We start from the raw sequence: 26,029 nt of genomic DNA, 5'->3' as shown, positions 1-26,029 counted from the left end.
AAGATAATTAATTATACTCAAAATAGATTTTAAAGAGTATTAGTTGATAACTGAATAATAAGATTGTTAAAATCATCTGGCAAAGGGCTTTCCAGCTCCAGCTGACGCCCTAAGAAGGGATGATAAAATGATAAGGAGTGGCAATGCAGAGCCTGGCGTTGAATACCATCTTCTAGGCTGCCACCATAGAGATCATCTCCCAACAAGGGGAAGCCGATATGAGAAAAATGCACTCTGATCTGATGAGTTCGTCCGGTATGCAGACGAATATCGACTAGGTGAATATTTCCATAAGACGCTACAACTTTGTAAGATGTATGAGCGTATTTTCCACCCTTGGCAACCCGCCTCGTGATAATGGAGTCCATATCACGCGCAATCGGGGCAATAATTTCCCCTTCTGGCACCAAATCCCCATCGCCCTTAACCAAAGCGAAATAACGTTTTTCGATAGATTTTCGTTGCAGTTGCTTGTCTAATCGTGCATGAGCATAACCGTGCTTGGCAAAGAGCATCAAACCAGATGTATCTCTATCAAGTCTGGTCACAATATGAACCTGCTGGTTTTCATATTCCTGTTTAACATAGTAGCCCTTGATAAAATTGGCAATGGTATTAGAATGATTGACACTAGGAATGGAAGCTACTCCATAAGGTTTATTCAAAACCAAGAAGTGGTCATCCTCATACAAGATATCTAGAGGACGATTAATGGCTTCAAGAGTTTCAAAGCTTTCCTCTGCTGGAATATCAATGGTAACCCTGTCTCCAATATCTAAGAGATAAGTCGCATTTTGAGGTTGATCATTGACCAGGATAGCTCCACCTCGAAACTTTATCTTAGCCAAAAGTCCTTTAGAAACCTCGTGTTTCTTCAGAAAGGTTTTGACTTTGACATGTTCATCTGCGATAAATTCGAACCTCATTCGTCCACCTCGCCGATGAAGGCATCTTTGACACGATTCCAGAAACTAGTGTGACTTGGCGTCGCTACGAAATGAATCTTATGATGATCAATTTGGTACTCAATCCGTTCGATGTTACGGAAAGAATAGACGCTGTTATCGACTGATATCGTGTGATAGTCATTACGAGTCGGTAAGAGTTCAATCTTATCTTTTTTGGGAATAATGATTGATGATCCCAGAGTGCGATAAACTCGGTTATTGAGACTCGCTATTTCTGTCAACTGCAAGGCCTCAATGGTAGGATGCAAGACCGCTCCCCCCAAGGATTTGTTATAGGCAGTGCTTCCAGTAGGTGTTGAAACAGTCACACCATCTCCACGAAAGCGTTCAAATGGAACGTGATTAATAATGATATCCGCAACCATGGTGCGATCCGATCGACGAATACTAGCTTCGTTTAATGCACGGAAGGTCTTAACTTCTCCGTTTTCAAGTGTCACCTTGACATTCAAAACAGGATAGGAAACCTTGGCACCAGTATCCAGTTGAAGATTGGTAACCAACTGATCCAACTCAAAGTCACGGTAATCCGTGTAAAATCCCAAGTGTCCTGTATGTACGCCAATAAATCGAACTTTATCTAACTGATTCTCATACTTATGAAAGGCAGACAAAAGCATCCCATCCCCGCCAATCGAAATGACGATGTCGGGATTTGTATCATTAATTATAAAATGCTGTTTTTTGAGTTTTTCCCTCAGTTTATGTAAAACTTTCTGACTCTGTGGCTTTCTATTAGCTATGAGGTCAACTCGCTTACCTGTATTCTTCATCTGTATCGTCACTATTTCCTACACCGTCGTTTAGTTTTCTACTCAAAGGATCAAAGAGAGCCTGCGCTTCCTGAATGTCATCTCGAATCTTCCCCATTTCTTCATCTAGTTGATGAGCAATTTTGGCCGTGATTTCTAGTCTTTTTTTGATTTCTTCTGGGAAATCCCCCTGATACTTATAATTGAGCGAATGCTCAATGGTAGCCCAGAAATTCATAGCCAAGGTCCGGATTTGAATTTCAGCCAGAATCGTCTTGACACCACTGATTGTGTCAACTGTATACTCTACCACCACATGATAGGAGCGATAGCCCGAAGCCTTCCGATGGGTGATATAATCCCGTTCCTGAACGACTCTCATATCATGGCGTTTGCGTAAAATTGCAACAACCTCCTGAACATCATCTACAAATTGAACCATGACACGCAGCCCTGCGATATCTTGCAGGTCATTTTCCAGAGTTGCATAAGTAATTCCTCGACGGACCATTTTTTCTTTGATACTTTCAATCGGCTTCACCCGTCCAGTAACAAACTCAATCGGAGAGTGCTTGTTTTGCTTACGATATTGTTTTCGAATTCCACGAAGCTTAATCTTCAATTCACCAACAGCTTGAATGTAAGGATCTAAAAATTCTTCCCATTCTATGGTCATATTTTCTCCCTTGTAATGTTTGATTGCCCTGTCGAAAATCTTTGATTTTTTCAGTACATTCGTATACAATAAATACATTGTCCATTATACCATAAATCGCTTTCAAAGATAAAAAAAAGGTTAGAAAAATGAAACATTTAGAAATTGAACTGAAAACACTACTGAAAAAAGAGGAATATGATCATCTAAAAGAACAGTTTTCCCATATCCAACCCGTCCTACAGAAAAACTACTACATTGATACACCTGATTTCCAATTGCGTGAAAAAAAGCTTGCCATGCGGATTCGCGCCCTTTCAGATTGCGCTGAATTAACCTTGAAAGTTCCTCAAACTATTGGAAATATGGAATACAATCAAAAAATGACTCTTTCAGAAGCTGAATATTATTTAGAAAAACAGATCCTACCTCAAGGGATGGTTCTGGAGAAACTTACTGAGATTGGTATTGAAAGTCATGACTGGCTTATTCTAGGTTGTCTTGAAACGATTCGTTACGAAATGGAAACGTCGATTGGTCTAATGGCACTAGATGAAAGTCACTACTTTGATCATACAGACTACGAACTGGAGCTAGAAGTCACAAACCATGAAAAAGGAAAAGCCGATTTTCAGAGATTTTTACATGAAAATCACATAACTTACCAAAAAGCTCCCTCAAAATTAATTCGTTTTATTAAAAGCATGAAAAAATGCTGAAATAATCTCCATTTTTTGGTAAAATAATGAAGACAAAATATTTAGAGTTTACAGAGGACGGTCCACAATGTCAGATAGAAACAACATGAAACTTTTTGCACTTAATTCCAATCATGAAATTGCACAGAAAATCGCAGAAACGGTTGGGATACCTCTCGGAAAATTATCTTCTCGCCAATTTTCTGATGGTGAAATCCAGGTCAACATTGAAGAGAGTGTCCGTGGTTACGATGTCTACATCATCCAATCAACCAGCTACCCCGTTAGCAACCACTTGATGGAGTTGTTAATCATGGTTGATGCTTGTGTACGTGCAAGTGCTCATAGTATCAACGTTGTCCTTCCTTACTTTGGTTATGCTCGTCAGGATCGTATCGCTTCTTCTCGCGAACCCCTCACTGCAAAACTGGTTGCAAATATGCTTGTCAAGGCCGGTGTAAGTCGTGTTCTAACGCTTGACCTCCACGCTGTTCAGGTCCAAGGTTTCTTTGACATTCCAGTAGATAACCTCTATACAATTCCTCTGTTTGCCAAACACTACTGTGAAAAAGGTCTTCTTGGTTCTGATGTCGTTGTTGTTAGTCCAAAGAACTCAGGTGTTAAACGCGCTCGTAGCTTAGCTGAATACTTGGACGCTCCAATCGCTATCATTGACTATGCTCAAGATGACTCAGAACGAAGTGAGGGCTATATCATCGGGGATGTTGAAGGTAAGAAAGCTATCCTGATTGACGATATCCTTAACACTGGTCGTACTTTTTCAGAAGCAGCAAAAATCGTCGAACGCGGAGGTGCTACTGAGATCTATGCTGTATCTAGTCACGGACTCTTTGTAGAAGGAGCTGCTGAACTTCTAGACGCGACTAACATTAAAGAAATCCTTGTGACAGACTCTGTAGCAACCAAAGAAAGAACTCCAGAAAATGTATGTTATATCACCGCTAGCGAATTGATTGGTGATGCCATCGTCCGTATCCACGAAAGAAAACCAGTTAGCCCACTCTTTGCATATAATAAAAAGGAATAAGGTGATTCTTTGATTTATTTGGACAATGCTGCTACTACTCCAATGTCAGCAGTAGCTCTCGCAGAAATGACCAAGGTCATGCAAGAAACCCATGGGAATCCTTCAAGTATTCACAGTCATGGTCGCCATGCTGGTAAACTACTCCGTGAAGCCCGTCAGGAGTTAGCTCACTTACTAGGAACCAAGCCACAACGAATCTTTTTCACATCTGGAGGGACAGAAAGTAACAATACAGCTATTATCGGCTATTGTCTCCGCCATCAAGAAAGAGGAAAACACATCATCACGACAGCTATTGAACACCATTCTGTCCTTGAAACCATTGATTATCTTGTTCAACATTTTGGCTTTGAAGCTACCATCATCCAACCAGTAAATAAAGAGATTACAGCGGGGCAGATTCAAGAAGCTTTACGTGACGATACCATTCTCGTTTCCACTATGTATGCTAATAATGAGACGGGCGGTCTCTTGCCTATCGCTGAGATTGGACGTGTTTTAAAAGAACATCCTGCTGCTTATCATGTTGATGCTGTTCAAGCTATCGGGAAAATCCCTATTCATCCAGAAGAATTAGGAATTGATTTTCTCAGTGCTTCTGCACACAAATTCCATGGACCAAAAGGAATCGGCTTTCTTTATGCATCTTCCGCGGACTTTGATTCCTACCTTCACGGTGGAGACCAAGAACAAAAGAAACGGGCTGGGACAGAAAACCTTGCTGCCATCGTCGGTATGGTTGCTGCTCTCAAAGAGGACTTGGAGCATCAGGCTGACCATTACCAAAAACTAGAGGGATTAAAATCTGCTTTTCTTGATGAAATTGCGGAACTCAATTTTTATCTCAATGAGGGTCAAGATCAACTGCCTTATGTTTTCAATATCGGTTTCCCTGGCCAAAAAAATGATTTGCTCTTGCTCCGGTTAGACCTTGAAGGAATTTCAATTTCAACTGGTTCAGCTTGTACTGCTGGTATTGTGCAGACCAGTCATGTGCTTGAAGCATTTTATGGATCAAATTCGCACCGTTTAAAAGAGTCTGTCCGTATCAGCCTTTCTCCTCTTAATACTGAGGAGGAACTCAAACAACTGGCACAAACCTTAAAAAATATTATTGGAGATTAACCTAATGGCATTCGAAAAAACCATTAAACTACAAAACTGTCGCTACGACTATACACTCAGTCCATCTGTAAAAAAGTTTACACTCAAAGACAATACTTTCTTTGAAACAAAAGTCGGAAACTACGAACTGACTCGTTTACTTGAAAAAGTTCCTAACAGTGGTGAAGGTTTCCAACTGAAAATTATCATCAATAAAGAGCTTACAGGTGTTAAAATTAATATCACTGACAAATCCGGTCTTCGTTTGGTGAATATCTTTAAATCTGAAGAACACCATATCCACCAAGAGAAGTTCTACTTCCTCATGGACAGTCTTGTAGAACGCGGAATCTTCACAAAAGAAGAAAGATAGTTTGCCATGTATCGTCTCACATATAAAGATAGCTATCAAGTAGAACGCACACTTGAATTTTTAGATTACGAAGAGCTTATGCTATCACTATCAGGCTGTGTCACCCTGCCCGACACTCTTCTAATTAGCTCCTTAACACTGAATGATAAAGTGATTTATCAAGGATTAGTTGGCGATCTCTACCGTTTTTTATCACAAACTAATTTTTCAGATTAAAACTAAGAATTCTCTTAGTTTTTTCTTATTTTCGTTGATTTTTGTTGATTTTTTCACAATGTTTCTATAAAATAGAAGGATAGAAAGGTTGTGATTTTGTGAAAATTAAACAGTCTGCTATTCCAAAAGCAACAGCAAAAAGACTCTCTCTCTACTATCGAATTTTCAAGAGATTTCATGCCGAGAAAATCGAACGTGCCAACTCCAAGCAAATTGCAGAGGCCATTGGTATCGATTCTGCGACTGTCCGCCGTGATTTTTCCTATTTTGGTGAACTAGGTCGTCGTGGTTTTGGCTATGATGTCAAAAAATTGATGAATTTTTTTGCTGATCTCCTAAATGATAACTCCATCACCAATGTTATGTTGGTTGGGATTGGAAATATGGGTCATGCCCTACTCCACTATCGCTTTCATGAGCGTAACAAGATGAAAATCATCATGGCCTTTGACCTAGATGATCATCCAGAAGTTGGCACCCAGACACCTGACGGGATTCCAATCTATGGTATCTCTCAGATTAAAGAAAAGATCAAAGAAGCAGATGTCAAAACTGCTATCCTAACTGTTCCAAGTGTTAAATCACAAGAAGTTGCCAATCTTTTGGTCGATGCAGGTATAAAAGGCATTCTCAGTTTTTCTCCTGTCCACCTGCACCTTCCAAAAGATGTGGTCGTTCAATATGTCGATTTGACAAGTGAACTCCAAACCCTCCTCTATTTTATGCGGAAAGAGGATTAGAAAGCGAAAGCATTTATGAATAAACCAGTTATTGGGATTACAGGAAATGAAAAAGCTCATCCAGATGATGACATCATGATGAGCTATGCAGCAAAAGGCTTTGTTGAAGGAGTCAAGGACGCTGGTGGAATTCCCATCATCCTACCGATTGGCGATCAAGAAATGGCAAACCATTACATCACGATGATTGATAAACTCATCCTAACAGGTGGGCAAAATGTTGATCCAAAATTCTATGGTGAACCCAAAACCATCGATAGCGATGACTACCATTTACAAAGGGATATCTTTGAATTAGCTCTTATCAAGGAAGCTATCAAACAGAAAAAACCGATTTTTTCTGTTTGTCGGGGTACTCAGCTTTTCAATGTCGCCATGGGAGGCACACTTCACCAAGATATAGAGGATCATTGGCAGGACTGTTCAGCCGAATACACTACCCAACGCCTCGCTACTGAACCGGATACCGTTCTCCGAGAAATATACGGAGAAATCTCGCATATCAATTCCTTCCACCATCAGAGTATTAAGGATCTAGCTCCTAATCTTAAGGTTGTGGCCTATGATCCCAAGGATAAGATTATCGAGGCAGTCACAACGACAGATGACATCGCCTTTCTCGGCGTCCAATGGCATCCAGAATTTTTATTTGAAAATCGTCCCAAAGATAAAACATTGTTTGACTATGTTGTTAATGAACTTTAAATCAGATCTGTCTTTTCACGGTAACTAAAGTAATCCGAGTGCGAGACAATCAAATGATCCAGAAACACCAGTCCCATCAGTTCACAGGCCTCTTTTACTAGCTTAGTAACATGGTCATCATTTCTACTAGGAGCTACAGCACCGGATGGATGATTGTGAACAAGAATCACAGAGGTGGCCATATGCTTGAGGGCATAGTGAAGGATTTCTCTCGGTTCAGCAATACTTCGTGTCGCAGTTCCGATAAAGATGGTCTGCTGATGAATGATTTGATTTTGAGTATTGAGATAGAGCGCCACTAGGTGCTCTTGTTTTTTATCACCAAGTTCCTGTTGCATTTTCTTAGCAAGTTTTTGACTACTGAGAATACTCTCCATCTCAAGGGTTTCATGCTTGTGAATGCGATGCCCCAGTTCAATCACTGCTTGTAGTTCAATGGCTTTAATACGTCCAATACCTGACAGACTCTGCAATTCCTGCAGGGTCATTTTTTTCAAATCAGTTAGACTGTTCAAACTGTTCAAGACTTTCTGGGCGATTTCAAAAACATTAGCCTGACGCGTTCCCGTTCTGAGTAGTATAGCTAGCAATTCTTGATTACTCAGGGCTTCTACTCCTTCTTTAACCAGTCTTTCTCTAGGCAAGAGCGAATCTTCTTGGAATGAAATACTGTACATAAAAATCCTCCTCACTATATTATTCGTGAGAAGGATGGAAAATTAGATTTTTTTCTCAATTGGGGCTACACTAGCTAAGAGTTTTTTCAAACCTACTTCTGGGAAATTGATTTTCAGTTCCTGAGTATCGCCACTACCCGAGACCTCAAGGACTGTTCCCTCTCCCCATTTCTTGTGGAGGGCAATATCGCCAATGGACCAATTTGTCTCGATAGACGCTGATTTTGCACCAGCTGCAAATTGACCAAACGGGAGAGCACTTGACTGGATAGAGCTTGGCGCAGCCTTCCGTTTCCGCTCTTGAAAAGCCTGAGCTAGACTCATGCATTGACCAAAGGAGACACCACCGCTACTATAAGACGCTTTGAAGCTAGTATTGACTGGTCGAGCCAAGCCTTGATACTCAAGCAAGTCCGAACTGATTTCATTGATAAAACGGGTTGGGCGATTATAGTTTGTACGACCGAAAAGCAAGCGTGAGTTGGCATTGGTCAGATAGAGGATTTTCTCCGCACGCGTAATACCCACATAGGCCAGACGACGTTCTTCTTCTAGCTCATCTGGATCTTCAGCCGCACGGCTAAGTGGAAAGACATTTTCCTCCATCCCGATGATAAAGACAACCGGAAACTCGAGACCTTTGGCAGCATGCAGAGTCATTAAGGTCACCTCAGATGTTTCCTGACTACCTGAATCTGTGTCTGCAATCAAAGCCAAGTCATTCAAGAAACGACTGAGTTTGTCCAAACCAGTTTCTTCTTCTTGACCATCAGGATTGTCATCAAAATTCTTAGTAACAGATAGAAACTCTTCGATATTCTCAACCCGAGCCTTGCTTTCCAAGGTTGCTTGGGCATTCAGAATATCGACATAACCTGTTTTTTCCAATACTGACTCAACCAATTCTGTAATGGTTAATTGGTCCAGTTGCTCCCGCAAATCCAGAATCATATTTGCAAAATCCCAGATAGATTGGGCTGCTTTTCCTTTGATACCAGATAACATGATATTGGCGGAAGCATCCAGCATGGACATGTCTTGCAGATTAGCAAAGTCGCGGATTTTCTCAACGGTTCCTGGGCCAATTCCGCGTTTAGGCTCGTTAATAATGCGCTCAAAACTGATATTATCACTCAAATTGGCAATGAGGTTAAGATAAGCGATAATGTCACGGATTTCCTTACGGCTGTAGAACTTGGTTCCTCCAACCATAGTATAAGGAATATTGGACTTGAGGAGAGCCTCCTCAATAGTACGGGATTGCGCATTAGTCCGATAAAGAACTGCAAAGTCTTTGTGAAGGAAGTTTTGGCTGCGACCGAGTTCATCAATGGTTTTGGCAACAAAAACAGCCTCATCTTGTTCGTCATTAGCACGATAATAGACAATTTCGTGACCATCTTCATTCTGGGTCCAGAGGTTCTTAGGACGGCGGTTTTTATTATTTTTAATAACATCATTGGCGGCTTGCAGAATAGTTTTAGTTGAACGGTAATTTTCCTCCAACAAAACAACCTTGGCTTGGGGATAGTCTTTCTCAAAATCCAATATATTCTGCATATCCGCACCACGCCAACCGTAGATAGACTGGTCTGCATCCCCAACCACACAGATATTTTTAAAACGGGAAGCTAAGAGTTTGACCAGTTGGTACTGGGCATGGTTGGTATCTTGGTACTCATCAACGTGGATGTATTGGAATTTTTGCTGGTAGTAAGTCAAAACATCAGGATTTTGATCGAAAAGACGCAGAGTCAACATGATTAAGTCGTCAAAGTCAACGGACTCAGACTGACGAAGCTCTTTCTGATAGGCTGTATAACACTTGGAAACGATTTGTGTATACATATCACCAGCCTGGGCAGCATAAGCCACATCATCAATCAGGTCATTCTTAGCATTGGAAATAGTCCCCAAAATGGTTCGTTCATTCCATTTTTTCGGATCCAAATTTAATTGCTTGAGAATGCGCTTCATAAGAGTTCGCTGTTCTCCTGGATCTACAATAGTGAAATTACGATTGTAGCCAATATGATCCGCATCACGACGCAAAATACGAACACACATGGAGTGAAAAGTCGCAATCAGACAGTCCTGAGTAGCTGGATTGAGACCATAAGCACGCTCTTTCATCTCACGCGCCGCCTTGTTTGTAAAGGTAATGGCCAAGATATTCCAAGGATTGACCATCTTTTCATCAATCAAGTAGGCGATTCTGTGAGTTAAAACACGGGTCTTTCCAGAACCAGCCCCTGCCATGATCAACAAGGGACCTTCTGTCGTTTGCACCGCCTCAGCCTGACGGTCATTCATTCCATTCAATAATGCGTTCATTTTCTCTTCCTTACTCTTGAAGTCAATGTTTCTATTATATCAGAAATCGGGGAAAATATCTTTACCTAGACTGGTTGCGTGTGGAAGAAAACTCTCTCATCAGCTGAAGACAACTCCTTATATCTAGATAAGAAAATGAGCTTGGAAAGCATTTCCAAACTCATTTAAAATCAATTTTAATATACTAGAACAATCCTAGAACAGTTCCGTCACTTTCAACATCCATATTGAGAGCGGCAGGTCGTTTTGGAAGTCCTGGCATGGTCATGACATCACCAGTTAAGGCAACGATGAAGCCCGCCCCCAATTTTGGTACCAATTCACGAATGGTAATTTCAAAGTTTTCTGGGGCTCCAAGTGCATTTGGATTGTCTGAGAAACTGTATTGAGTTTTAGCCATACAGATTGGCAATTTGTCCCAACCATTCTGAACGATTTGGGCGATTTGCGTTTGGGCTTTCTTCTCAAAGTTCACTTTGCTACCACGATAGATTTCAGTGACAATCTTTTCAATCTTTTCTTGGACAGAAAGATCATTGTCATAAAGACGTGTGTAGTTGGCTGGGTTTTCAGAAATAGTCTGAACAACCGTTTCAGCAAGAGCTACACCACCTTCTGCACCATTAGCCCAGACACTAGCCAACTCAACTGGCACATCAATTGAGGCACATAGTTCCTTCAAGGCTGCGATTTCAGCTTCTGTATCAGAGACAAATTCGTTAATCGCGACAACTGCAGGAATACCGAACTTACGGATGTTTTCAACATGGCGTTTCAAGTTAGCAAAACCTGCACGAACTGCTTCTACGTTTTCTTCTGTCAAAGCATCTTTAGCAACGCCACCATTCATCTTAAGGGCACGAAGGGTTGCAACGATGACTACCGCATCTGGAGAAGTTGGCAAGTTTGGTGTCTTGATATCAAGGAATTTCTCAGCGCCAAGGTCTGCACCAAAACCAGCTTCAGTAACAGTATAATCAGCTAAGCGAAGGGCTGTGCTTGTTGCCAAGACAGAGTTACATCCATGAGCGATATTGGCAAATGGACCACCGTGTACAAAGGCAGGCGTACCATAAATTGTCTGAACCAAGTTCGGTTTAATAGCATCCTTCAAGATTAGAGCCAAAGCACCTTCAACCTGCAAATCACCTACAGAAACAGGAGTGCGGTCAAAACGATAACCAATAACAATATTAGCCAAACGACGTTTTAAATCTTCAATATCAGTTGCCAAGCAAAGAATCGCCATGATTTCAGAAGCAACTGTAATGTCAAAACCGTCCTCACGTGGAATACCATTTAGAGGGCCACCAAGTCCAACGGTCACATGACGAAGAGCTCTGTCGTTTAAGTCAACAACACGTTTCCAGAGGATTCGACGTTGGTCAATTCCCAGCTCATTTCCTTGGTGCAAGTGGTTGTCAATCAAGGCTGAAAGAGCATTGTTAGCAGTTGTAATAGCATGCATATCTCCAGTAAAGTGGAGGTTGATGTCTTCCATTGGCAGAATCTGCGCATAACCACCACCAGCGGCACCACCCTTGATCCCCATTACTGGACCAAGAGACGGTTCACGAATGGCAATCATGGTTTTCTTGCCGATTTTGTTTAAGGCATCTGCAAGACCAATGGTAATGGTTGACTTCCCTTCACCTGCAGGTGTTGGATTGATGGCAGTAACCAAGATCAATTTGCCAACTGGATTGTTCTCAACTGCACGAATTTTATCAAAGCTGAGCTTAGCCTTATACTTTCCGTATAGCTCCAAGTCATCGTAAGAAATACCAAGTTTCTCCACAACATCCACGATTGGCTTTAACTCAATACTCTGTGCGATTTCAATATCTGTTTTCATAGCAAACTCCTCTAACTTCTAATGTGATAATTCATTATAACACAAAACAAGATTTTTAACACCCTTAAACTCTTAAAACGTTCGTAAATATCAATATTTTATGGGTTATAATGGCGCTTTTTAAAATTTTATATGCTTTTATAGTTTTAGACTATAGTATTCCTTCGTTTTAGAAAAAATTTATCGCTTTCATTTTACTTAACGTTTATTTTTGTGTACAATAGTCCTATGAAAATTTTAGTTACGTCTGGCGGTACGAGTGAAGCTATCGATAGTGTCCGCTCTATCACGAACCATTCTACAGGTCGCTTGGGGAAAATTATCACAGAAACCCTACTTGCTGCGGGACACGAAGTTTGTTTGATTACTACTAACAGAGCTCTTAAGCCAGAACCTCATCCCCACTTAACCATTCTAGAAATCAAAAATACGAATGAACTTCTTTTAGAGATGAAAGAGCGTGTTCAAAATTATCAGGTCCTGATTCATTCGATGGCAGTTTCTGACTACACTCCTATTTATATGACTGGACTAGATGAAGTTAAGGCGAGTTCTAATCTGGAAGAATTTTTAAGCAAGCAAAATCATCAAGCTAAGATCTCTTCAACTGATGAGGTTCAGGTTTTGTTCCTTAAAAAAACACCTAAGATTATCTCTCTAGTCAAGGAATGGAATCCTGCTATTCATCTGATTGGTTTTAAACTGCTGGTTGATGTTACTGAAGATCATCTCATAGAGATTGCTAGGAAGAGTCTTGTCAAAAATCAAGCTGACTTAATCATCGCAAATGACCTGACTCAAATCTCAGCATATCAGCATCGGGCAATCTTTGTTGAGAAAAATCGTCTTCAAACTGCCCAAACCAAAAAGGAAATTGCAAACCTCCTCCTTGAGAAAATTCATGCTTACGATTCATAGAAAGGAAAGCCATGGCAAACATTTTGATTGCAGTGACAGGCTCCATCGCCTCTTATAAATCAGCTGACCTAGTCAGTTCTTTAAAAAAACAAGGCCATGATGTCACTGTCTTAATGACTCAGGTCGCTACAGAGTTTATCCAGCCTTTGACACTACAGGTACTCTCACAGAATCCAGTCCACCTTGATGTCATGCAGGAACCCTATCCTGATCAAGTCAATCATATCGAAAGAGGAAAAGAAACCGACCTTTTTATCGTCGTCCCTGCTACTGCTAATACCATTGCCAAGCTTGCTCACGGTTTTGCGGATAACATGGTGACCAGTACGGCTCTTGCCTTGCCAAACCACGTCAAAAAGTTAGTCGCACCAGCCATGAACACAAAAATGTATGACCATCCGGCGACTCAGACAAACCTTAAAACTTTAGAAACTTATGGTTATCAAATTATCTCTCCAAAGGAATCTCTACTAGCTTGTGGCGATTATGGAAAAGGTGCCCTGGCAGACCTGGATATTATTTTAGAAAGAATAAAGGAAACCCTCGATGAACAAACGCTCTAATATTGCTCCGATTGCTATCTTTTTTGCGACCATGTTAGTCATTCACTTTCTGAGCTCTCTCTTATTTAATCTATTCCCATTTCCAATCAAACCAACTATCGTGCATATTCCCGTCATTATTGCAAGTATTATTTACGGTCCACGAGTTGGTGTTACACTTGGTTTCTTGATGGGGCTACTTAGCTTGACGGTTAACACGATTACAATCCTTCCAACCAGTTATCTATTCTCACCTTTTGTACCAAACGGGAATATCTATTCAGCGATTATCGCTATTGTACCTCGCATTTTGATTGGTCTGACACCTTATTTAGTTTATAAATTATTGAAAAACAGAACGGGTCTCATCATTGCCGGAGCTCTCGGTTCACTTACAAATACAGTCTTTGTACTTGGGGGAATCTTCTTCCTTTTTGGAAATGTCTTCGATGGAAATATCCAAAAACTCCTAGCAACTGTTATTTCAACCAACTCAATTGCTGAACTCGTCATCTCTGCAGTTCTCACTGTAGCAATTGTCCCACGATTACAAACTTTGAAGAAATAAGCATAATTCCACTTTCAGCCTTGAAGGTGGAGTTTTAGTTTTCACCAGCAAAGGCTCATCTTCTATTCATAAATGGTTATGACCAAGGAGTCATTCGTTCAAAATTTTGAAAATATATGAAAATCCTTTGAATCTACCACCTATACTTTTGAAAATTTTCAATAAAATCAAAATAAATTCTTGACATGTCTGACTATTTATTGTACTATACTTGTGTATATACAGATAAATGGAGGTTCTTATGGATATACGGAAAAAAACGCAGTTTATGACCATGACTGCACTGCTCACTGCAATCGCGATTTTGATTCCAATCATTATGCCTTTTAAAATCGTCATCCCACCAGCTTCTTACACTTTAGGAAGCCATATCGCCATCTTTATTGCTATGTTTCTCTCACCTTTGATGGCTGCTTTTGTAATTATTGCTTCTAGTCTCGGGTTCCTGATGGCAGGCTATCCCATGGTTATCGTCCTGCGCGCCTTTTCTCACATCGTTTTTGGTATTTTGGGAGCATTTTACTTAAAAAAATTCCCTGAAACCTTGGATAAACCAAAGGCATCTTGGATTTTTAACTTTGTTTTAGGTGTTGTTCATGCTATCGCCGAAGTACTAGCTTGTATCATCTTCTATGCCACTTCAGGGACAAACGTTGAAAATATGTTTTATGTTCTCTTTGTCCTAGTTGGTTTTGGAACAATTGTCCATAGTATGGTAGACTATACATTAGCACTAGCTGTCTATAAAGTGCTTCGAAAACGTCGCTAAAAGGAAAAACTATGACAAAGGATCGCAAACAAGCTCTTCTCAAACTATTAAAAGAGGCGCCAAAAGCTCTCAATGGTCAAACCTTGGCTGAACACTTTCATGTTACGCGCCAAGTCATTGTACAGGATATCGCTATTCTCCGAGCAGATGGGGCTCCTATCCTATCCACCAATCGTGGTTATATCTACAAAGAAAATGATGCCAGCCCCTACGTTCACAAACTTTTCAAGGTCAAACATGAGATGGAAGAAATCGGTCAAGAACTTCTAGCCATTGTAGATAATGGCGGACGTGTTCAAAATACCTTGATTGACCATCCAGTTTATGGAGAAATTGAGACCCTGCTCAAACTTACCTGTCGTCGAGATGTCCAGCATTTTCTAGAACAAGTCGAAAATTCAGACTTTAGACCTCTTTCTGAATTGACAGACGGCATCCATTACCACCTTGTTGAAGCTGAAACACAACAAGACCTCCACTATATCGAGGAGGCCTTGGATAAGCTTGGTTATTTAGTGAAAGACTAAAAGGTTTCTTTCTCCCAGCCATCTTCTGTACGATGACGGTAGAAAAATTCCGACTTGTCAGGTGCTTCCATCATCTCCATCAAGGGCAACATATCATAGGCCAGATTCAAATTTAGAATCTGGTCTTTTTGCACCCAAGATACTTCTTCAAATCCAAAAAGTTGAGAGCTTTTTATATAGAACCAGCTGTAGCATGCTCTAAAGACTATCTGCTTGATTTTATATTAAAAAGCTTCTCCTTAATTTTTCACAATTTCGTTCCCTTAATTTTACTTTCGAGCAATAAACATACCATATTCTTTAGGAATAATTAACTTACCCTTATGAAAATGTACTTCCAATCTTTTACGAATGACTTTTTCTTCTAGCGAACCTATTTCTGAAATCCCTTTAAACGATTGGATGTATTTAACTAGGTCATCTGTACTAGTTACCTGTAACTCATCATCATAGAGTAATGTATCGACAGAGTTAAAATACCTACTCAGGTACCTTTTACCATTTTGTAAAGTAAATGATTTATTTTCCAAATCTTGATTGACCTCATCTTTAAATAAACTTGCCAAATAATCTACAACTCCATTTTCACCAAATGTAGCACAGTAAAAAATTCCGCCTGTTTTTAAGACTCTATTCACCTCAGAGAGCGCTTTAGGAATTTCATTTACATGATGTAGAAGCATATTAGCAATAACAATATCAAACGTTTCATTCTCAAAAGAAATCTTTTGAATATCAATTATTTCATAGTTAACATTGTCTCTATTTCCAATTACTGACTTCGTTGTTTTTACCATATCTTTAGAAAAATCTGTAACAACTAACTGTTTCATTTTATCTATAGAATCACTATTACTTTTCCACAGTTCTCCTGTACCACATCCCAATTCTAGAACCTTTACTTCATTAGTAATTTGGTAGTTGGAAAATATCCAATTGTTAAATCCTAATTTATTTTTTGAATACTTCTTATGTATGTTTACTCTAATATCAAGATTATCTTGTTTTGCATATTGTTCAATTACTTTATCATCCATTTTATGGTACTTCCTTTCATATCTTAAGATTATACCATAAAATAAAACAATCTCTGATTTCAGAATTGACAGACGGCATCCATTACCACCTTGTTGAAGCTGAAACACAACAAGACCTCCACTATATCGAGGAGGCCTTGGATAAACTTGGTTATTTAGTAAAAGACTAGAAGATTCTCTTTTCCCAGCCATCTTCAGTACGGTGGAGGTAGAAAAACTCCGACTTATCAGGTGCTTCCATCATTTCCATCAATGGTAGCATATCATAGGCCAGATCCAAATTTGGAATCTGGTTTTTTTCTACCCAAGAAACTTCTCCTTCATCTGAAGAGCGAAGGGTACCAGAGAACTCAGTCGCCTTATAACAAATGACAATATAGCGCCCACCTGTATCTAGTGGCCAATTTTTAATGCCGACCAGTTGAGGATTCTGAATCGTCAGACCAGTTTCTTCATAGATTTCACGTATGACAGACTCTGCGAAAGCCTCGCCATTTTCTACATGACCTCCAGGAAAGGCATAACCAGACCAGCGATTCTCTTCAGGAGAGCGATACTGCATAACCACGCGCTGAGTTTCGAGGTCTTCAATCAGACAAATGTTTGTTAAAATCGTTAATTGGGAACGGGACATAGATTTACTCACTTTCTAATTTGTTATATGACTTTTTCGAACTTAATATCAGATTTCATGATAAAGGGATTAATCAACTCATGATAATAGTATACATCATGAAGTAAATATCCTTTTGTTATGACAATTTCTTGTTCCCTAACTTCATAATCAATCGTGATTGGAACAGGAGGATTTGGAATAAGGGCGAAAACAACAATTACAAATAACCAGATATAAAAACTACAAATCGCACCACGCACTCCTTCAAGGAAGCGATATTTCCCCTTTAAAAAGTAAATAAAAATATGCGAAATAGAGAGGATAATTGGAACAAAAAGCCCTGTATTCCACGCTATGGGAATAAATTGTAGTCCAAATATCCCAAATAGAAGATCAAGAATTGCAAAGGACTTCAAAAAGCGAATAAATAGAGTAAAAATTAAAAGAAAGAGCCAAATATTCCAAATAATCGGAGTAAATGATAAACCAAATGACCATAATATGACATGAACAATAACAAATGCTATTAGTAAGGAGTATAGGAAAGTATAAATAAGCTTGTTAAAAGTACTCGAATTTTTCACTATTTATTTCTCCTTTAAATTCAAACTACTAACTAATGACTAATATCTATCACTTTTAAATTATCTCGTCTATTATTTTAACACAAATCATTGCATATAAAATTTTTAGTTAAAATTACTTCCATAATAAAGCATCTTATGGTTTTGAACCTTTAAAGAGACACTACTGCCCGAACGATATCCTTTAGCACCATAGTAGTAAGAAACATCATAAAAGGCATCTGGCAACTCGGCATTATCTATCCCATTTGAAATAAATCCTGTCAGTCCGCCTTCACTATCAAAATAATCTTTCTCACCCTCTTCTAAAACAATATCGCGATAGATGATGTATCCTTTAATCATTTCTTTTTCCAAGAATTCATCAATAGGGAGATCATATAAACCTTGAAAAGCTTTCCCTTCCTTACGGTTCTTTTCAATGAGAGCATAATAGTCTTGGATATTTTCAGATTCAGTATCGACACTCCAGTAACTATTCACATATTCTAGATTTGGATTTTCATATTGCTTAAAAAAACTCTCTACCTTCTCTTTATTATAAACACTGACAGGATGCTGGTTGAGTAGTTTATGAGCCATGCCTGAAAATTCTTGTAACATGGTTTTCGTAGTCCCATCATAGGCTAGTTCTTCATCAGTCTTTTGGGGATTGTATTTTGAAGACTTTGGACGATAAAACAAGGCATGTCTCACAGTTACTCTACTTCCATCAACCTCTTCACTATAATCGTATTCAATTTTGTATTTTTCAGAAGTCCATTTATCTCTAGAAAACTTCGTAACCTTCATATCTCCTTTAAAACCATACAAATCAAGGGTTCTTCTTACTGCTGTCTCTACTTCCGCTTGATTTGCTTCAGGAAAAATGTCATAAGTTGTTGTAAAGATAAGGAAGGCAAAACGTAGAATAAAGAATAAAGGGACAATATTTATAATACAGAAAATTATCAGTAACCATTTTTTCATTACTAGCTTCTCCTTATTAATAAAAAGATTATAATTTCTTTGAAGCTTTAATTTTTTCTAAACTCAACGATAAGGAATTTTCGAACTTTCTATCTCTATATCAGGATTTGCAAGTTTGAGATAAGGAGCAATATAGTCTGCATCCGTAACCTTTGGACCTAGGATTACTTTTGAGTATTTCAAAGGTGCCAGATTGATGTATACAAATAAAGCATATCTACCATTATCTTTGGGGCTTAATACGATATACTTCCTAAAATCATTATAGTTAACTTTATCAAAAGTTTCTAACCCAATCTCCTCTTTCTTCAAGTAATTCTCATTTAATAAATCCTTACCTTTTAATAAATCCTTATTTTTATCTAAACTTTTATTATGCTTTGCAATAAGTTTTTTTACAGAAGTATCATCTAGGTTGATTAGAATACGATACTCCATCTCATATTCGTAATCTTTTACTTTAAAAAGATAAGAAATCTTTTTTAATTTTTCCGCCAAGTCACTTAGTGGAGTTTTACCTTCAAACTCTTGCATTTTTTCAAAAATTTGTTTTAGATTATCTAGAGCTTTACCAACATCTGATTCATCTTTAGCGCCAGAATTCAAATCTAAGTAGTGAATTTTAACAAATTCAATGGATTGATGAGCAACTATCTGTTCAAGATAAGTCATATCGTATTCAAGAAAGGCACCCTGAGAGGAATCAGCATACTCCTTCCACATAGGTAAACTATCCGATACTACAGTTAAGGAAGATATAAACACATTGGAAGTTTGATAGTTATGGAAAAATGTACTATCTATCCCTAAATAATCGTAGATTGCTCTTCCCTCCATTGGATCGTTTAACTGTTTTAGATTAGTGAGTCGTAAATAGGGAGGCTTCACTTTAGAATCATTTTCATTTTTATTGTCATCTTTCCAGTCAGCTTTTATAAGAAAATTTGTTAAAGTGTCAATCTTAGTATAATGTCCAAAAGAGCCAATTGTTTTTAAATCTTTAGCATCAACAGTCAATTTAGAACGAATGTAGTATATAATCTTATCCGCTTGTACCAAAAGTTGATTAGGATCTAATGACGAGATAGATTCTAAATCACTTTTCTCATTCAAATAATCTTTATCATATTTCTCAATTAACTTAATTGCTTGATCTCGAATTATATCAGAATTATTTTCTTTTGCTATCTTTCGAATCACTGCTATTGAATCTTCAATTATGTCATCAAAATGCCTTGATACAAAATCCAAATATTTACCAACATAATCAGATTGAGGGTTATTGATATAATAGCTACTGATTGTTTCGAGATGTTCAATTTTAAAAATAGAAACCAACTCATCTAATTCAAAATACCAATAATCAATAGTTTTAAACTCAACTTTTAAATATATGACATTAATAAATTTTTTTAATCTTTTTTCTAAATATTCTAGTTCTTTCTTAGGAAAACTTGTCATCCTAAACACTCGATAAAAAACTGAAATTAATGCTGAAACAATAGAAGAGTACATATAATTTTCTATTTTACCTTCAACTATTGAATCAAGTATGTTTAAAAAGAAACTATAATCTTTGAAGAGTACAGAATATTCCTCATACTCATCTACTCTAAACAAATAAAAATACAAAAGTTCTAAATATTTATATTTTTGAGAAATATCTGTTTTCAAATTATTCTGTAAAAATATTCTATCCAGAAGCTCTAATATATTTTTTTCTGTTTCTTTGTCAATTTGATCTTCAAATCTGCGACAAATAACAAGAATATACTCTGCATATTTAAATTGTTGTTCTTCAGTTAAATTTAAATATTGATTTATAAATTTTTTAAGTTCATATCTTAGTTCTTTTATATCTAGAGAATCAAAATAATTTCGTAATCTAATTACACTAAATTCATCTGTAAAATAATTTAACTTTCCCATTTCATCTCCTTTCAAAACCTACCCCAACGCCTTCACTTCCAACATCATATCACGAATCTGGGCAGCAAGTTCAAAGTCAAGTACTTCGACGGCTTCTTGCATTTGTTTTTCCAGTTTCTTGATGAGTTCTTTGCGTTCTTGTTTATTGAGGCTATTGATATCGACTTCCTTGTCCTCTTCCTTGGCAACTGCCTTGGTCACAGCGATCAGGTCACGGATTTCTTTCTTGATTGTCTGAGGTACGATGCCATGTTCTTCATTATAAGCCATCTGGATTTTCCGACGGCGAGCCGTTTCATCAATGGCACGTTGCATAGATTGAGTCATCGTGTCCGCATACATAATCACATGCCCTTCACTGTTTCGAGCAGCACGTCCAATGGTCTGGATTAAGCCACGTTCGTTACGAAGGAAACCTTCCTTGTCAGCATCAAGAATAGCTACGAGACTCACCTCAGGAACGTCAATCCCTTCACGGAGGAGGTTAATCCCGACCAAGACGTCAAAGACACCCAAGCGCAGGTCACGGATAATCTCCGTCCGTTCCAAGGTCTTGATATCTGAGTGCATGTACTTGACCTTGATACCCATTTCTTTGAAATAGTCCGTTAAGTCTTCAGCCATTTTCTTGGTCAAAGTTGTTATAAAGGTTCGTTCGTTCTTTTCAACACGGGCATTAATTTCACCCAAAAGGTCATCAATCTGTCCCATAGTCGGACGAACTTCCACTTCGGGATCCAAAAGACCTGTCGGTCGAATGATTTGCTCAATCACTGTCTCGGTCTGTTCATTTTCATAGTCACCTGGTGTTGCTGAAACGTAAACAATCTGATGAACGTGACTCTCAAACTCCTCCCGGCGTAGAGGTCGATTGTCCAAAGCAGACGGCAGGCGGAAACCATAATTTACTAACATTTCCTTACGAGAGCGGTCCCCATTGTACATTCCCTTGATTTGCCCCATGGTCATGTGGCTTTCGTCAATCATGATTAAGAAATCATCTGGGAAGAAGTCAAGCAATGTATAAGGAGGCTCCCCTTCGCTCCGTCCATCCATGTGGCGTGAGTAGTTCTCAACTCCGTTGGTATAGCCCATCTCACGCAGCATTTCGATATCATACTCTGTCCGTTGTTTCAAGCGTTGTGCTTCTAGCAGTTTGCCTTCCTTTTCAAAGACAGCTAACTGCTCCTCCAACTCTGCCTGAATCTTTGAAATAGCAACCTCCATGTGGTCATCATTGGTCACAAAGTGAGTGGCAGGGAAAATCGCCAAATGATCCACTTCTCCCAATACCTGACCTGTCAAAGCCTCTACTTCACGTATACGGTCAATCTCATCCCCGAAAAACTCTACTCGAAAAGCGTGTTCATCACGCGAAGCTGGGAAAATCTCCACCACATCCCCGCGAACGCGAAATCTTCCCCGTTGGAAATCAATATCATTGCGTTCAAACTGAATATCTACCAAGTCATTCAAGAGTTTATCACGAGAAATTTCAAGACCTGGACGTAGACTCACGACACTATCAGCGTATTCCTTGGGCGAACCCAAACCATAGATACAAGAGACTGAGGCCACGACAATGACATCATTACGCTCTAAAAGGGCTGATGTCGCTGAGTGGCGGAGCTTGTCAATCTCATCATTGACGGAACTGTCCTTCTCAATGTAGGTATCACTAGAAGGTACATAGGCCTCTGGCTGGTAATAGTCATAGTAAGATACGAAGTACTCAACAGCATTTTCAGGGAAAAATTCCTTAAATTCTCCATAGAGCTGACCCGCCAGAGTCTTATTATGAGCAATGACCAGAGTTGGTTTGTTGACTTTTGAAATGACCTGACTCATGGTATAAGTCTTCCCAGTACCTGTAGCACCCATCAGAATCTGAGCTTTTTCTCCACCCTCGATATTATCAACCAACTGCTCGATAGCTTGTGGCTGATCTCCTGAAGGTTGGTATTTTGATACTAGTTTAAATTGATTGTCCGTAATACGATTAATCATAAAAATCCTCTCTCGATGTGCTATTCCTATTTTAGCATACTTAGTTCATTTTCACGAAGAAAAGGACGGACCGAAGTCACATCCTTTCATTTTCTTTCTCTAATTGATAAGCGAGGTAGACAATCAAAAGTAACAAGACTAAACTTGTCATGATAGAACCTTCAATCCCAAAAGAACCACCTGATAGCCAATCTTGATTGCCTTGTGGTAAAAAGGTCATCAGAGACGTTCCTGATGGTTGTCCACTAACTAAAATCCCAAATAGATTGCCCTGAGCAAAATTCCAAGCCCCATGAATACCTGCAACACCCCAAACTGTATCGGTTTTGAGAAGGTAAAGAGCCATAGCAACTCCGAATAAAAAGAGATTCACTAGAGATAGAGGTGTTAGACCAGAATTCCCCACATGAAGCAGGGTAAAGAATATGCTAGATATGACAACAGCAAGTTTTAGATTGGTTCTTGAGGCCAATTGTGGAAGGAGCCATGCACGGGACACCACTTCTTCTGCTGTCCCCTGTAAAATCCAAAATGGGATAGTAAAGACGACAAAAGTAAACGAATAAGGATTCAAGCGAATGGATTCCAAACGATATTGCCCCAAGGCCACCAAACCTAACAAGGTCAGAAGAAAAAGTGCCAAACCTAGGCCAAATCCTTTCAGAAGACTGCTAAGGAAATTTTCTCTATAAAATCCCAAGGTTCTAATAGATCTTTTCTCAACTTTTTTAGTCCATCTGAACACAGTGTTGAGAATAAAACCAAAGGACAGCAATGCTAAAATTAAACGAAAGTCACTTGTTTTATCCGTCAAGCTCTGCTGCAAGGTTTGCAAGTAAGTTGCAAGATTTTGACCAGCCTCTCCAAAATTTCTAGCAAGTCCGATTAGAGCTAACAAGCTAATACCATACAAAGTATATGCAACAAACTCTCCTATAAAGACAAAAACAAAGGCTAACAAAGGACTTGTGTAAATATTTAAACTCATTTGGGAAGATTGGAAGTCTTTAAATATTCTTTTATTCTTCATGTTCCTACCCTCATTTCTTCTATTATATGCTATTATTATAGCACTTTGTAGTGGCAATTCAAGAAAGAAATAAAGGGCTTCAGTGTTATATCTTCTAACATATAAGTCCTTAAAATTTGCCATCTGAAATATTTTTTGTTATAATGGGAAAATATTCGGAAAGGAGACTTAAAATGAAGAAAAAAATCCTAGCATTTTTGCTAATTTTATTTCCCATTTTCTCACTAGGAGTAGTAAAAGCTGACACAGTTAAATCTAAGTATGTTATTGCAAGTGATTCATCTTTTGCTCCCTTCGTATTTCAAAATTCAAGCAACGAGTACACTGGTATTGATATGGACTTGATCAAGGCTATTGCCAAGGATCAAGGATTTGAAATTGAGATTACTAACCCTGGATTTGATGCAGCGATCAGTGCTGTTCAGGCCGGACAAGCTGATGGTATCATCGCTGGAATGTCTGTGACGGACGCTCGTAAAGCAACGTTTGACTTCTCAGATTCCTACTACACTGCTAATACCATTCTTGGTGTCAAAGAATCCAGTACCATCGCTTCTTATGAAGACCTCAAGGATAAGACGGTTGGTGTGAAAAACGGAACGGCTTCTCAAACATTCCTTACTGAAAATCAAAGCAAATACGGCTACAAGATTAAAACCTTTTCAGATGGTGCATCAATGTATGACAGTCTCAACACTGGGGCTATTGATGCCGTGATGGATGATGAGCCTGTTCTCAAATATTCTATCAGCCAAGGTCAAAAATTAAAAACGCCGATCGCTGGAACTCCAATCGGCGAAACAGCCTTTGCAGTTAAGAAAGGCAGCAATCCTGAATTGATCCAGATGTTCAATAAGGGACTTGCCAACCTAAAAGCAAACGGTGAATTCCAAAAAATTCTCGACAAGTATCTAGCGAGCGGAGCAACAACTGCTTCTACAAGTACAGTTGACGAAACCACTATCTGGGGCTTGATCCAAAACAACTACAAGCAACTCCTTAGCGGGCTTGGAATCACTCTCGCTTTAGCACTTATCTCGTTTGCGATTGCGATCGTGATTGGGATTATCTTTGGTATGTTCAGCGTTAGTCCATACAAATCACTCAGAGTCATTTCAGAGATTTTTGTGGATGTCATTCGTGGTATTCCCTTGATGATTCTTGCAGCTTTCATCTTCTGGGGAATTCCAAACTTTATCGAGTCCATCACAGGTCAACAAAGTCCAATCAACGACTTTGTTGCTGGTACCATCGCCCTCTCACTCAATGCTGCAGCTTATATCGCTGAAATCGTTCGTGGTGGGATTCAAGCCGTTCCAGTTGGTCAAATGGAGGCTAGTCGCAGTCTTGGTATCTCTTATGGAAAAACCATGCGTAAGATTATCTTGCCACAAGCAACTAAATTGATGTTGCCGAACTTTGTCAACCAATTCGTTATCGCTCTTAAAGATACAACTATCGTATCTGCTATCGGTCTGGTTGAACTATTCCAAACTGGTAAGATCATCATCGCCCGTAACTACCAAAGTTTCAAGATGTATGCAATCCTTGCTATCTTCTATCTTGTAATTATCACGCTTTTGACTAGACTAGCGAAACGCTTAGAAAAGAGGATTCGTTAATGGCAAAACTAAAAATTGATGTAAATGATTTGCATAAGTATTATGGAAAAAATGAGGTTTTAAAAGGAATTACAACTAAATTCTATGAAGGAGATGTTGTCTGTATCATCGGACCTTCTGGCTCTGGTAAATCCACTTTCCTCCGTAGCCTTAACCTTCTTGAGGAGGTAACGAGCGGTCACATCACTGTGAATGGTTATGATTTGACTGAGAAATCAACCAATGTCGACCATGTCCGTGAGAACGTGGGAATGGTTTTCCAGCACTTCAACCTCTTCCCTCATATGTCCGTTTTAGATAACATCACTTTTGCTCCAGTTGAACACAAGTTGATGACCAAGTCTGAAGCTGAAAAATTAGGGATGGAGTTACTCGAAAAAGTCGGCCTTGCTGATAAGGCACATGCTAATCCAGATAGCCTCTCAGGTGGTCAAAAACAACGTGTGGCTATCGCACGTGGTCTAGCCATGAATCCTGACATCATGCTCTTTGATGAACCAACTTCTGCGCTCGATCCTGAAATGGTTGGAGATGTACTAAACGTTATGAAGGAATTAGCGGAGCAAGGCATGACCATGATTATCGTAACCCACGAGATGGGATTTGCTCGTCAGGTTGCCAACCGTGTTATCTTTACGGCTGACGGAGAATTCCTTGAAGATGGTACTCCAGACCAAATCTTTGATAACCCACAACACCCTCGTCTGAAAGAGTTCTTGGACAAGGTTCTAAACGTATAAAACGAAACTGTAAGGAAATCCTTACAGTTTTTTAATTGCGTATTGG

27 protein-coding genes and 2 pseudogenes are annotated in these 26,029 nt (G+C 39.1%); 15 read left to right on the top strand and 14 right to left on the bottom strand.

The genetic code is table 11. The features are described from left to right. Positions 1-29: 29 nt before the first annotated feature. The 3 genes from HMPREF9184_RS05855 to HMPREF9184_RS05845 are packed head-to-tail and all read right to left on the bottom strand — an operon-like array spanning position 30 to position 2,396. On the bottom strand, positions 30-926 hold the full coding sequence (locus HMPREF9184_RS05855; RefSeq protein ID WP_001209992.1) for an RluA family pseudouridine synthase: 897 nt from the start codon (positions 924-926) through the stop codon (positions 30-32). Beyond that, positions 923-1,741 (bottom strand): NAD kinase, encoded by an 819-nt coding sequence (locus tag HMPREF9184_RS05850; protein WP_000799066.1) that lies wholly within the window; start codon positions 1,739-1,741, stop codon positions 923-925. The genes HMPREF9184_RS05855 and HMPREF9184_RS05850 overlap by 4 nt, the downstream gene beginning before the upstream one ends. Continuing rightward, a complete protein-coding gene (locus tag HMPREF9184_RS05845; RefSeq protein WP_000151564.1) occupies positions 1,725-2,396 on the bottom strand; it encodes a GTP pyrophosphokinase in 672 nt (223 codons plus the stop codon). Before HMPREF9184_RS05845 ends, HMPREF9184_RS05850 begins: the two co-directional genes overlap by 17 nt. Before the next feature lie 128 nt (positions 2,397-2,524). On the opposite strand from HMPREF9184_RS05845, the gene HMPREF9184_RS05840 reads away from it, so the two are divergent. The 7 genes from HMPREF9184_RS05840 (at position 2,525) to HMPREF9184_RS05810 (ending at position 7,259) form a co-directional block, all read left to right on the top strand. Continuing rightward, positions 2,525-3,094, top strand: a complete 570-nt coding sequence (locus HMPREF9184_RS05840; RefSeq protein ID WP_000681302.1) for a CYTH domain-containing protein — start codon at positions 2,525-2,527, stop codon at positions 3,092-3,094. 67 nt (positions 3,095-3,161) lie between these two features. Beyond that, positions 3,162-4,121, top strand: a complete 960-nt coding sequence (locus HMPREF9184_RS05835; RefSeq protein WP_001283840.1) for a ribose-phosphate diphosphokinase — start codon at positions 3,162-3,164, stop codon at positions 4,119-4,121. Between the two features lie 9 nt (positions 4,122-4,130). Then, entirely contained in the window at positions 4,131-5,246 is a 1,116-nt protein-coding gene (locus HMPREF9184_RS05830; protein WP_000639686.1) for a cysteine desulfurase family protein, read from the top strand. 4 nt (positions 5,247-5,250) lie between these two features. Further along, entirely contained in the window at positions 5,251-5,598 is a 348-nt protein-coding gene (locus HMPREF9184_RS05825; RefSeq protein WP_000863521.1) for a DUF1831 domain-containing protein, read from the top strand. Positions 5,599-5,604: 6 nt separating this feature from the next. After that, positions 5,605-5,814, top strand: coding sequence for a DUF4649 family protein (locus HMPREF9184_RS05820; RefSeq protein WP_033585956.1), 210 nt, complete (start codon positions 5,605-5,607; stop codon positions 5,812-5,814). A gap of 98 nt (positions 5,815-5,912) precedes the next feature. Beyond that, positions 5,913-6,554, top strand: coding sequence for a redox-sensing transcriptional repressor Rex (locus tag HMPREF9184_RS05815; RefSeq protein ID WP_000695081.1), 642 nt, complete (start codon positions 5,913-5,915; stop codon positions 6,552-6,554). 15 nt (positions 6,555-6,569) lie between these two features. Continuing rightward, positions 6,570-7,259: a gamma-glutamyl-gamma-aminobutyrate hydrolase family protein gene (locus HMPREF9184_RS05810; protein WP_001040041.1), complete on the top strand. Its 690-nt coding sequence runs from the start codon at positions 6,570-6,572 to the stop codon at positions 7,257-7,259. Here the strand turns inward: HMPREF9184_RS05810 and radC are convergent. The 3 genes from radC to HMPREF9184_RS05795 form a co-directional block, all read right to left on the bottom strand. Next, entirely contained in the window at positions 7,256-7,936 is a 681-nt protein-coding gene (gene radC, locus HMPREF9184_RS05805; RefSeq protein WP_000286940.1) for a RadC family protein, read from the bottom strand. The genes HMPREF9184_RS05810 and radC overlap by 4 nt on opposite strands. Positions 7,937-7,978: 42 nt before the next feature. Next, positions 7,979-10,270: a DNA helicase PcrA gene (gene pcrA, locus HMPREF9184_RS05800; RefSeq protein ID WP_000992902.1), complete on the bottom strand. Its 2,292-nt coding sequence runs from the start codon at positions 10,268-10,270 to the stop codon at positions 7,979-7,981. Between the two features lie 184 nt (positions 10,271-10,454). Then, the gene (locus HMPREF9184_RS05795; RefSeq protein WP_000845243.1) at positions 10,455-12,125 is read right to left on the bottom strand and encodes a formate--tetrahydrofolate ligase; all 1,671 of its coding nucleotides are present in this window, start codon (positions 12,123-12,125) and stop codon (positions 10,455-10,457) included. A 228-nt stretch (positions 12,126-12,353) separates the two neighbouring features. On the opposite strand from HMPREF9184_RS05795, the gene coaB reads away from it, so the two are divergent. From coaB to HMPREF9184_RS05770, 5 genes are all read left to right on the top strand, one after another. Further along, positions 12,354-13,043 carry a phosphopantothenate--cysteine ligase gene (coaB, locus tag HMPREF9184_RS05790; protein ID WP_000699521.1) on the top strand — a complete coding sequence of 230 codons (690 nt, stop codon included), beginning with the start codon at positions 12,354-12,356 and terminating at the stop codon, positions 13,041-13,043. Between the two features lie 11 nt (positions 13,044-13,054). Beyond that, a complete protein-coding gene (coaC, locus tag HMPREF9184_RS05785) occupies positions 13,055-13,606 on the top strand; it encodes a phosphopantothenoylcysteine decarboxylase (RefSeq protein WP_001274057.1) in 552 nt (183 codons plus the stop codon). Further along, a complete protein-coding gene (locus HMPREF9184_RS05780) occupies positions 13,590-14,153 on the top strand; it encodes an ECF transporter S component (protein WP_001042713.1) in 564 nt (187 codons plus the stop codon). Before coaC ends, HMPREF9184_RS05780 begins: the two co-directional genes overlap by 17 nt. A gap of 241 nt (positions 14,154-14,394) precedes the next feature. Further along, the gene (locus HMPREF9184_RS05775) at positions 14,395-14,922 is read left to right on the top strand and encodes an ECF transporter S component (protein ID WP_000354636.1); all 528 of its coding nucleotides are present in this window, start codon (positions 14,395-14,397) and stop codon (positions 14,920-14,922) included. Positions 14,923-14,933: 11 nt separating this feature from the next. After that, on the top strand, positions 14,934-15,449 hold the full coding sequence (locus HMPREF9184_RS05770; protein ID WP_000159160.1) for a transcription repressor NadR: 516 nt from the start codon (positions 14,934-14,936) through the stop codon (positions 15,447-15,449). On the opposite strand, the pseudogene HMPREF9184_RS05765 reads toward HMPREF9184_RS05770, so the two are convergent. Together HMPREF9184_RS05765 and HMPREF9184_RS05760 are read right to left on the bottom strand one after the other, a co-directional pair. Further along, a pseudogene (locus HMPREF9184_RS05765) lies at positions 15,446-15,595 on the bottom strand (8-oxo-dGTP diphosphatase); the annotation flags it as partial. The gene HMPREF9184_RS05770 and the pseudogene HMPREF9184_RS05765 overlap by 4 nt on opposite strands. A gap of 123 nt (positions 15,596-15,718) precedes the next feature. Beyond that, the gene (locus HMPREF9184_RS05760; protein ID WP_033585986.1) at positions 15,719-16,486 is read right to left on the bottom strand and encodes a class I SAM-dependent methyltransferase; all 768 of its coding nucleotides are present in this window, start codon (positions 16,484-16,486) and stop codon (positions 15,719-15,721) included. Positions 16,487-16,542: 56 nt separating this feature from the next. On the opposite strand from HMPREF9184_RS05760, the pseudogene HMPREF9184_RS10060 reads away from it, so the two are divergent. After that, positions 16,543-16,656: pseudogene (locus HMPREF9184_RS10060) on the top strand (3H domain-containing protein); the annotation flags it as partial. On the opposite strand, the gene HMPREF9184_RS05755 reads toward HMPREF9184_RS10060, so the two are convergent. From HMPREF9184_RS05755 to HMPREF9184_RS05730, 6 genes are all read right to left on the bottom strand, one after another. Then, a complete protein-coding gene (locus tag HMPREF9184_RS05755; RefSeq protein ID WP_000091546.1) occupies positions 16,653-17,120 on the bottom strand; it encodes an 8-oxo-dGTP diphosphatase in 468 nt (155 codons plus the stop codon). The pseudogene HMPREF9184_RS10060 and the gene HMPREF9184_RS05755 overlap by 4 nt on opposite strands. Before the next feature lie 23 nt (positions 17,121-17,143). Then, positions 17,144-17,686 carry a hypothetical protein gene (locus tag HMPREF9184_RS05750; protein WP_000798526.1) on the bottom strand — a complete coding sequence of 181 codons (543 nt, stop codon included), beginning with the start codon at positions 17,684-17,686 and terminating at the stop codon, positions 17,144-17,146. A gap of 105 nt (positions 17,687-17,791) precedes the next feature. Continuing rightward, complete coding sequence (locus HMPREF9184_RS05745) at positions 17,792-18,655, bottom strand: hypothetical protein (protein WP_000758970.1); 864 nt, start codon at positions 18,653-18,655, stop codon at positions 17,792-17,794. 63 nt (positions 18,656-18,718) lie between these two features. Next, positions 18,719-20,584: a DUF2971 domain-containing protein gene (locus tag HMPREF9184_RS05740; RefSeq protein WP_000517331.1), complete on the bottom strand. Its 1,866-nt coding sequence runs from the start codon at positions 20,582-20,584 to the stop codon at positions 18,719-18,721. Positions 20,585-20,602: 18 nt separating this feature from the next. Further along, positions 20,603-22,591 carry an excinuclease ABC subunit UvrB gene (uvrB, locus tag HMPREF9184_RS05735; RefSeq protein WP_000610433.1) on the bottom strand — a complete coding sequence of 663 codons (1,989 nt, stop codon included), beginning with the start codon at positions 22,589-22,591 and terminating at the stop codon, positions 20,603-20,605. A gap of 76 nt (positions 22,592-22,667) precedes the next feature. Further along, positions 22,668-23,621 (bottom strand): CPBP family intramembrane glutamic endopeptidase, encoded by a 954-nt coding sequence (locus HMPREF9184_RS05730; RefSeq protein WP_000792130.1) that lies wholly within the window; start codon positions 23,619-23,621, stop codon positions 22,668-22,670. Positions 23,622-23,794: 173 nt separating this feature from the next. On the opposite strand from HMPREF9184_RS05730, the gene HMPREF9184_RS05725 reads away from it, so the two are divergent. Next, complete coding sequence (locus tag HMPREF9184_RS05725; RefSeq protein ID WP_000726981.1) at positions 23,795-25,243, top strand: amino acid ABC transporter substrate-binding protein/permease; 1,449 nt, start codon at positions 23,795-23,797, stop codon at positions 25,241-25,243. Then, complete coding sequence (locus HMPREF9184_RS05720; RefSeq protein WP_001096334.1) at positions 25,243-25,983, top strand: amino acid ABC transporter ATP-binding protein; 741 nt, start codon at positions 25,243-25,245, stop codon at positions 25,981-25,983. The genes HMPREF9184_RS05725 and HMPREF9184_RS05720 overlap by 1 nt, the downstream gene beginning before the upstream one ends. The last annotated feature ends 46 nt before the right edge of the window (positions 25,984-26,029 follow it).

Source organism: Streptococcus sp. oral taxon 058 str. F0407, from assembly GCF_000235485.1.
Taxonomy (GTDB): Bacteria; Bacillota; Bacilli; order Lactobacillales; family Streptococcaceae; genus Streptococcus.
This window is presented reverse-complemented; position numbering and strand designations above follow the sequence as displayed.

Excerpts from the sequence above, each read along its gene's own strand:
- HMPREF9184_RS05855 (WP_001209992.1), bottom strand. The coding sequence starts at position 926 with ATGAGGTTCGAATTTATCGCAGATGAACATGTCAAAGTCAAAACCTTT.
- HMPREF9184_RS05850 (WP_000799066.1), bottom strand. The coding sequence starts at position 1,741 with ATGAAGAATACAGGTAAGCGAGTTGACCTCATAGCTAATAGAAAGCCA.
- HMPREF9184_RS05845 (WP_000151564.1), bottom strand. The coding sequence starts at position 2,396 with ATGACCATAGAATGGGAAGAATTTTTAGATCCTTACATTCAAGCTGTT.
- HMPREF9184_RS05840 (WP_000681302.1), top strand. The coding sequence starts at position 2,525 with ATGAAACATTTAGAAATTGAACTGAAAACACTACTGAAAAAAGAGGAA.
- HMPREF9184_RS05835 (WP_001283840.1), top strand. The coding sequence starts at position 3,162 with ATGTCAGATAGAAACAACATGAAACTTTTTGCACTTAATTCCAATCAT.
- HMPREF9184_RS05825 (WP_000863521.1), top strand. The coding sequence starts at position 5,251 with ATGGCATTCGAAAAAACCATTAAACTACAAAACTGTCGCTACGACTAT.
- HMPREF9184_RS05820 (WP_033585956.1), top strand. The coding sequence starts at position 5,605 with ATGTATCGTCTCACATATAAAGATAGCTATCAAGTAGAACGCACACTT.
- HMPREF9184_RS05810 (WP_001040041.1), top strand. The coding sequence starts at position 6,570 with ATGAATAAACCAGTTATTGGGATTACAGGAAATGAAAAAGCTCATCCA.
- radC (WP_000286940.1), bottom strand. The coding sequence starts at position 7,936 with ATGTACAGTATTTCATTCCAAGAAGATTCGCTCTTGCCTAGAGAAAGA.
- pcrA (WP_000992902.1), bottom strand. The coding sequence starts at position 10,270 with ATGAACGCATTATTGAATGGAATGAATGACCGTCAGGCTGAGGCGGTG.
- HMPREF9184_RS05795 (WP_000845243.1), bottom strand. The coding sequence starts at position 12,125 with ATGAAAACAGATATTGAAATCGCACAGAGTATTGAGTTAAAGCCAATC.
- coaB (WP_000699521.1), top strand. The coding sequence starts at position 12,354 with ATGAAAATTTTAGTTACGTCTGGCGGTACGAGTGAAGCTATCGATAGT.
- coaC (WP_001274057.1), top strand. The coding sequence starts at position 13,055 with ATGGCAAACATTTTGATTGCAGTGACAGGCTCCATCGCCTCTTATAAA.
- HMPREF9184_RS05780 (WP_001042713.1), top strand. The coding sequence starts at position 13,590 with ATGAACAAACGCTCTAATATTGCTCCGATTGCTATCTTTTTTGCGACC.
- HMPREF9184_RS05775 (WP_000354636.1), top strand. The coding sequence starts at position 14,395 with ATGGATATACGGAAAAAAACGCAGTTTATGACCATGACTGCACTGCTC.
- HMPREF9184_RS05770 (WP_000159160.1), top strand. The coding sequence starts at position 14,934 with ATGACAAAGGATCGCAAACAAGCTCTTCTCAAACTATTAAAAGAGGCG.
- HMPREF9184_RS05760 (WP_033585986.1), bottom strand. The coding sequence starts at position 16,486 with ATGGATGATAAAGTAATTGAACAATATGCAAAACAAGATAATCTTGAT.
- HMPREF9184_RS05755 (WP_000091546.1), bottom strand. The coding sequence starts at position 17,120 with ATGTCCCGTTCCCAATTAACGATTTTAACAAACATTTGTCTGATTGAA.
- HMPREF9184_RS05745 (WP_000758970.1), bottom strand. The coding sequence starts at position 18,655 with ATGAAAAAATGGTTACTGATAATTTTCTGTATTATAAATATTGTCCCT.
- HMPREF9184_RS05740 (WP_000517331.1), bottom strand. The coding sequence starts at position 20,584 with ATGGGAAAGTTAAATTATTTTACAGATGAATTTAGTGTAATTAGATTA.
- uvrB (WP_000610433.1), bottom strand. The coding sequence starts at position 22,591 with ATGATTAATCGTATTACGGACAATCAATTTAAACTAGTATCAAAATAC.
- HMPREF9184_RS05730 (WP_000792130.1), bottom strand. The coding sequence starts at position 23,621 with ATGAAGAATAAAAGAATATTTAAAGACTTCCAATCTTCCCAAATGAGT.
- HMPREF9184_RS05725 (WP_000726981.1), top strand. The coding sequence starts at position 23,795 with ATGAAGAAAAAAATCCTAGCATTTTTGCTAATTTTATTTCCCATTTTC.
- HMPREF9184_RS05720 (WP_001096334.1), top strand. The coding sequence starts at position 25,243 with ATGGCAAAACTAAAAATTGATGTAAATGATTTGCATAAGTATTATGGA.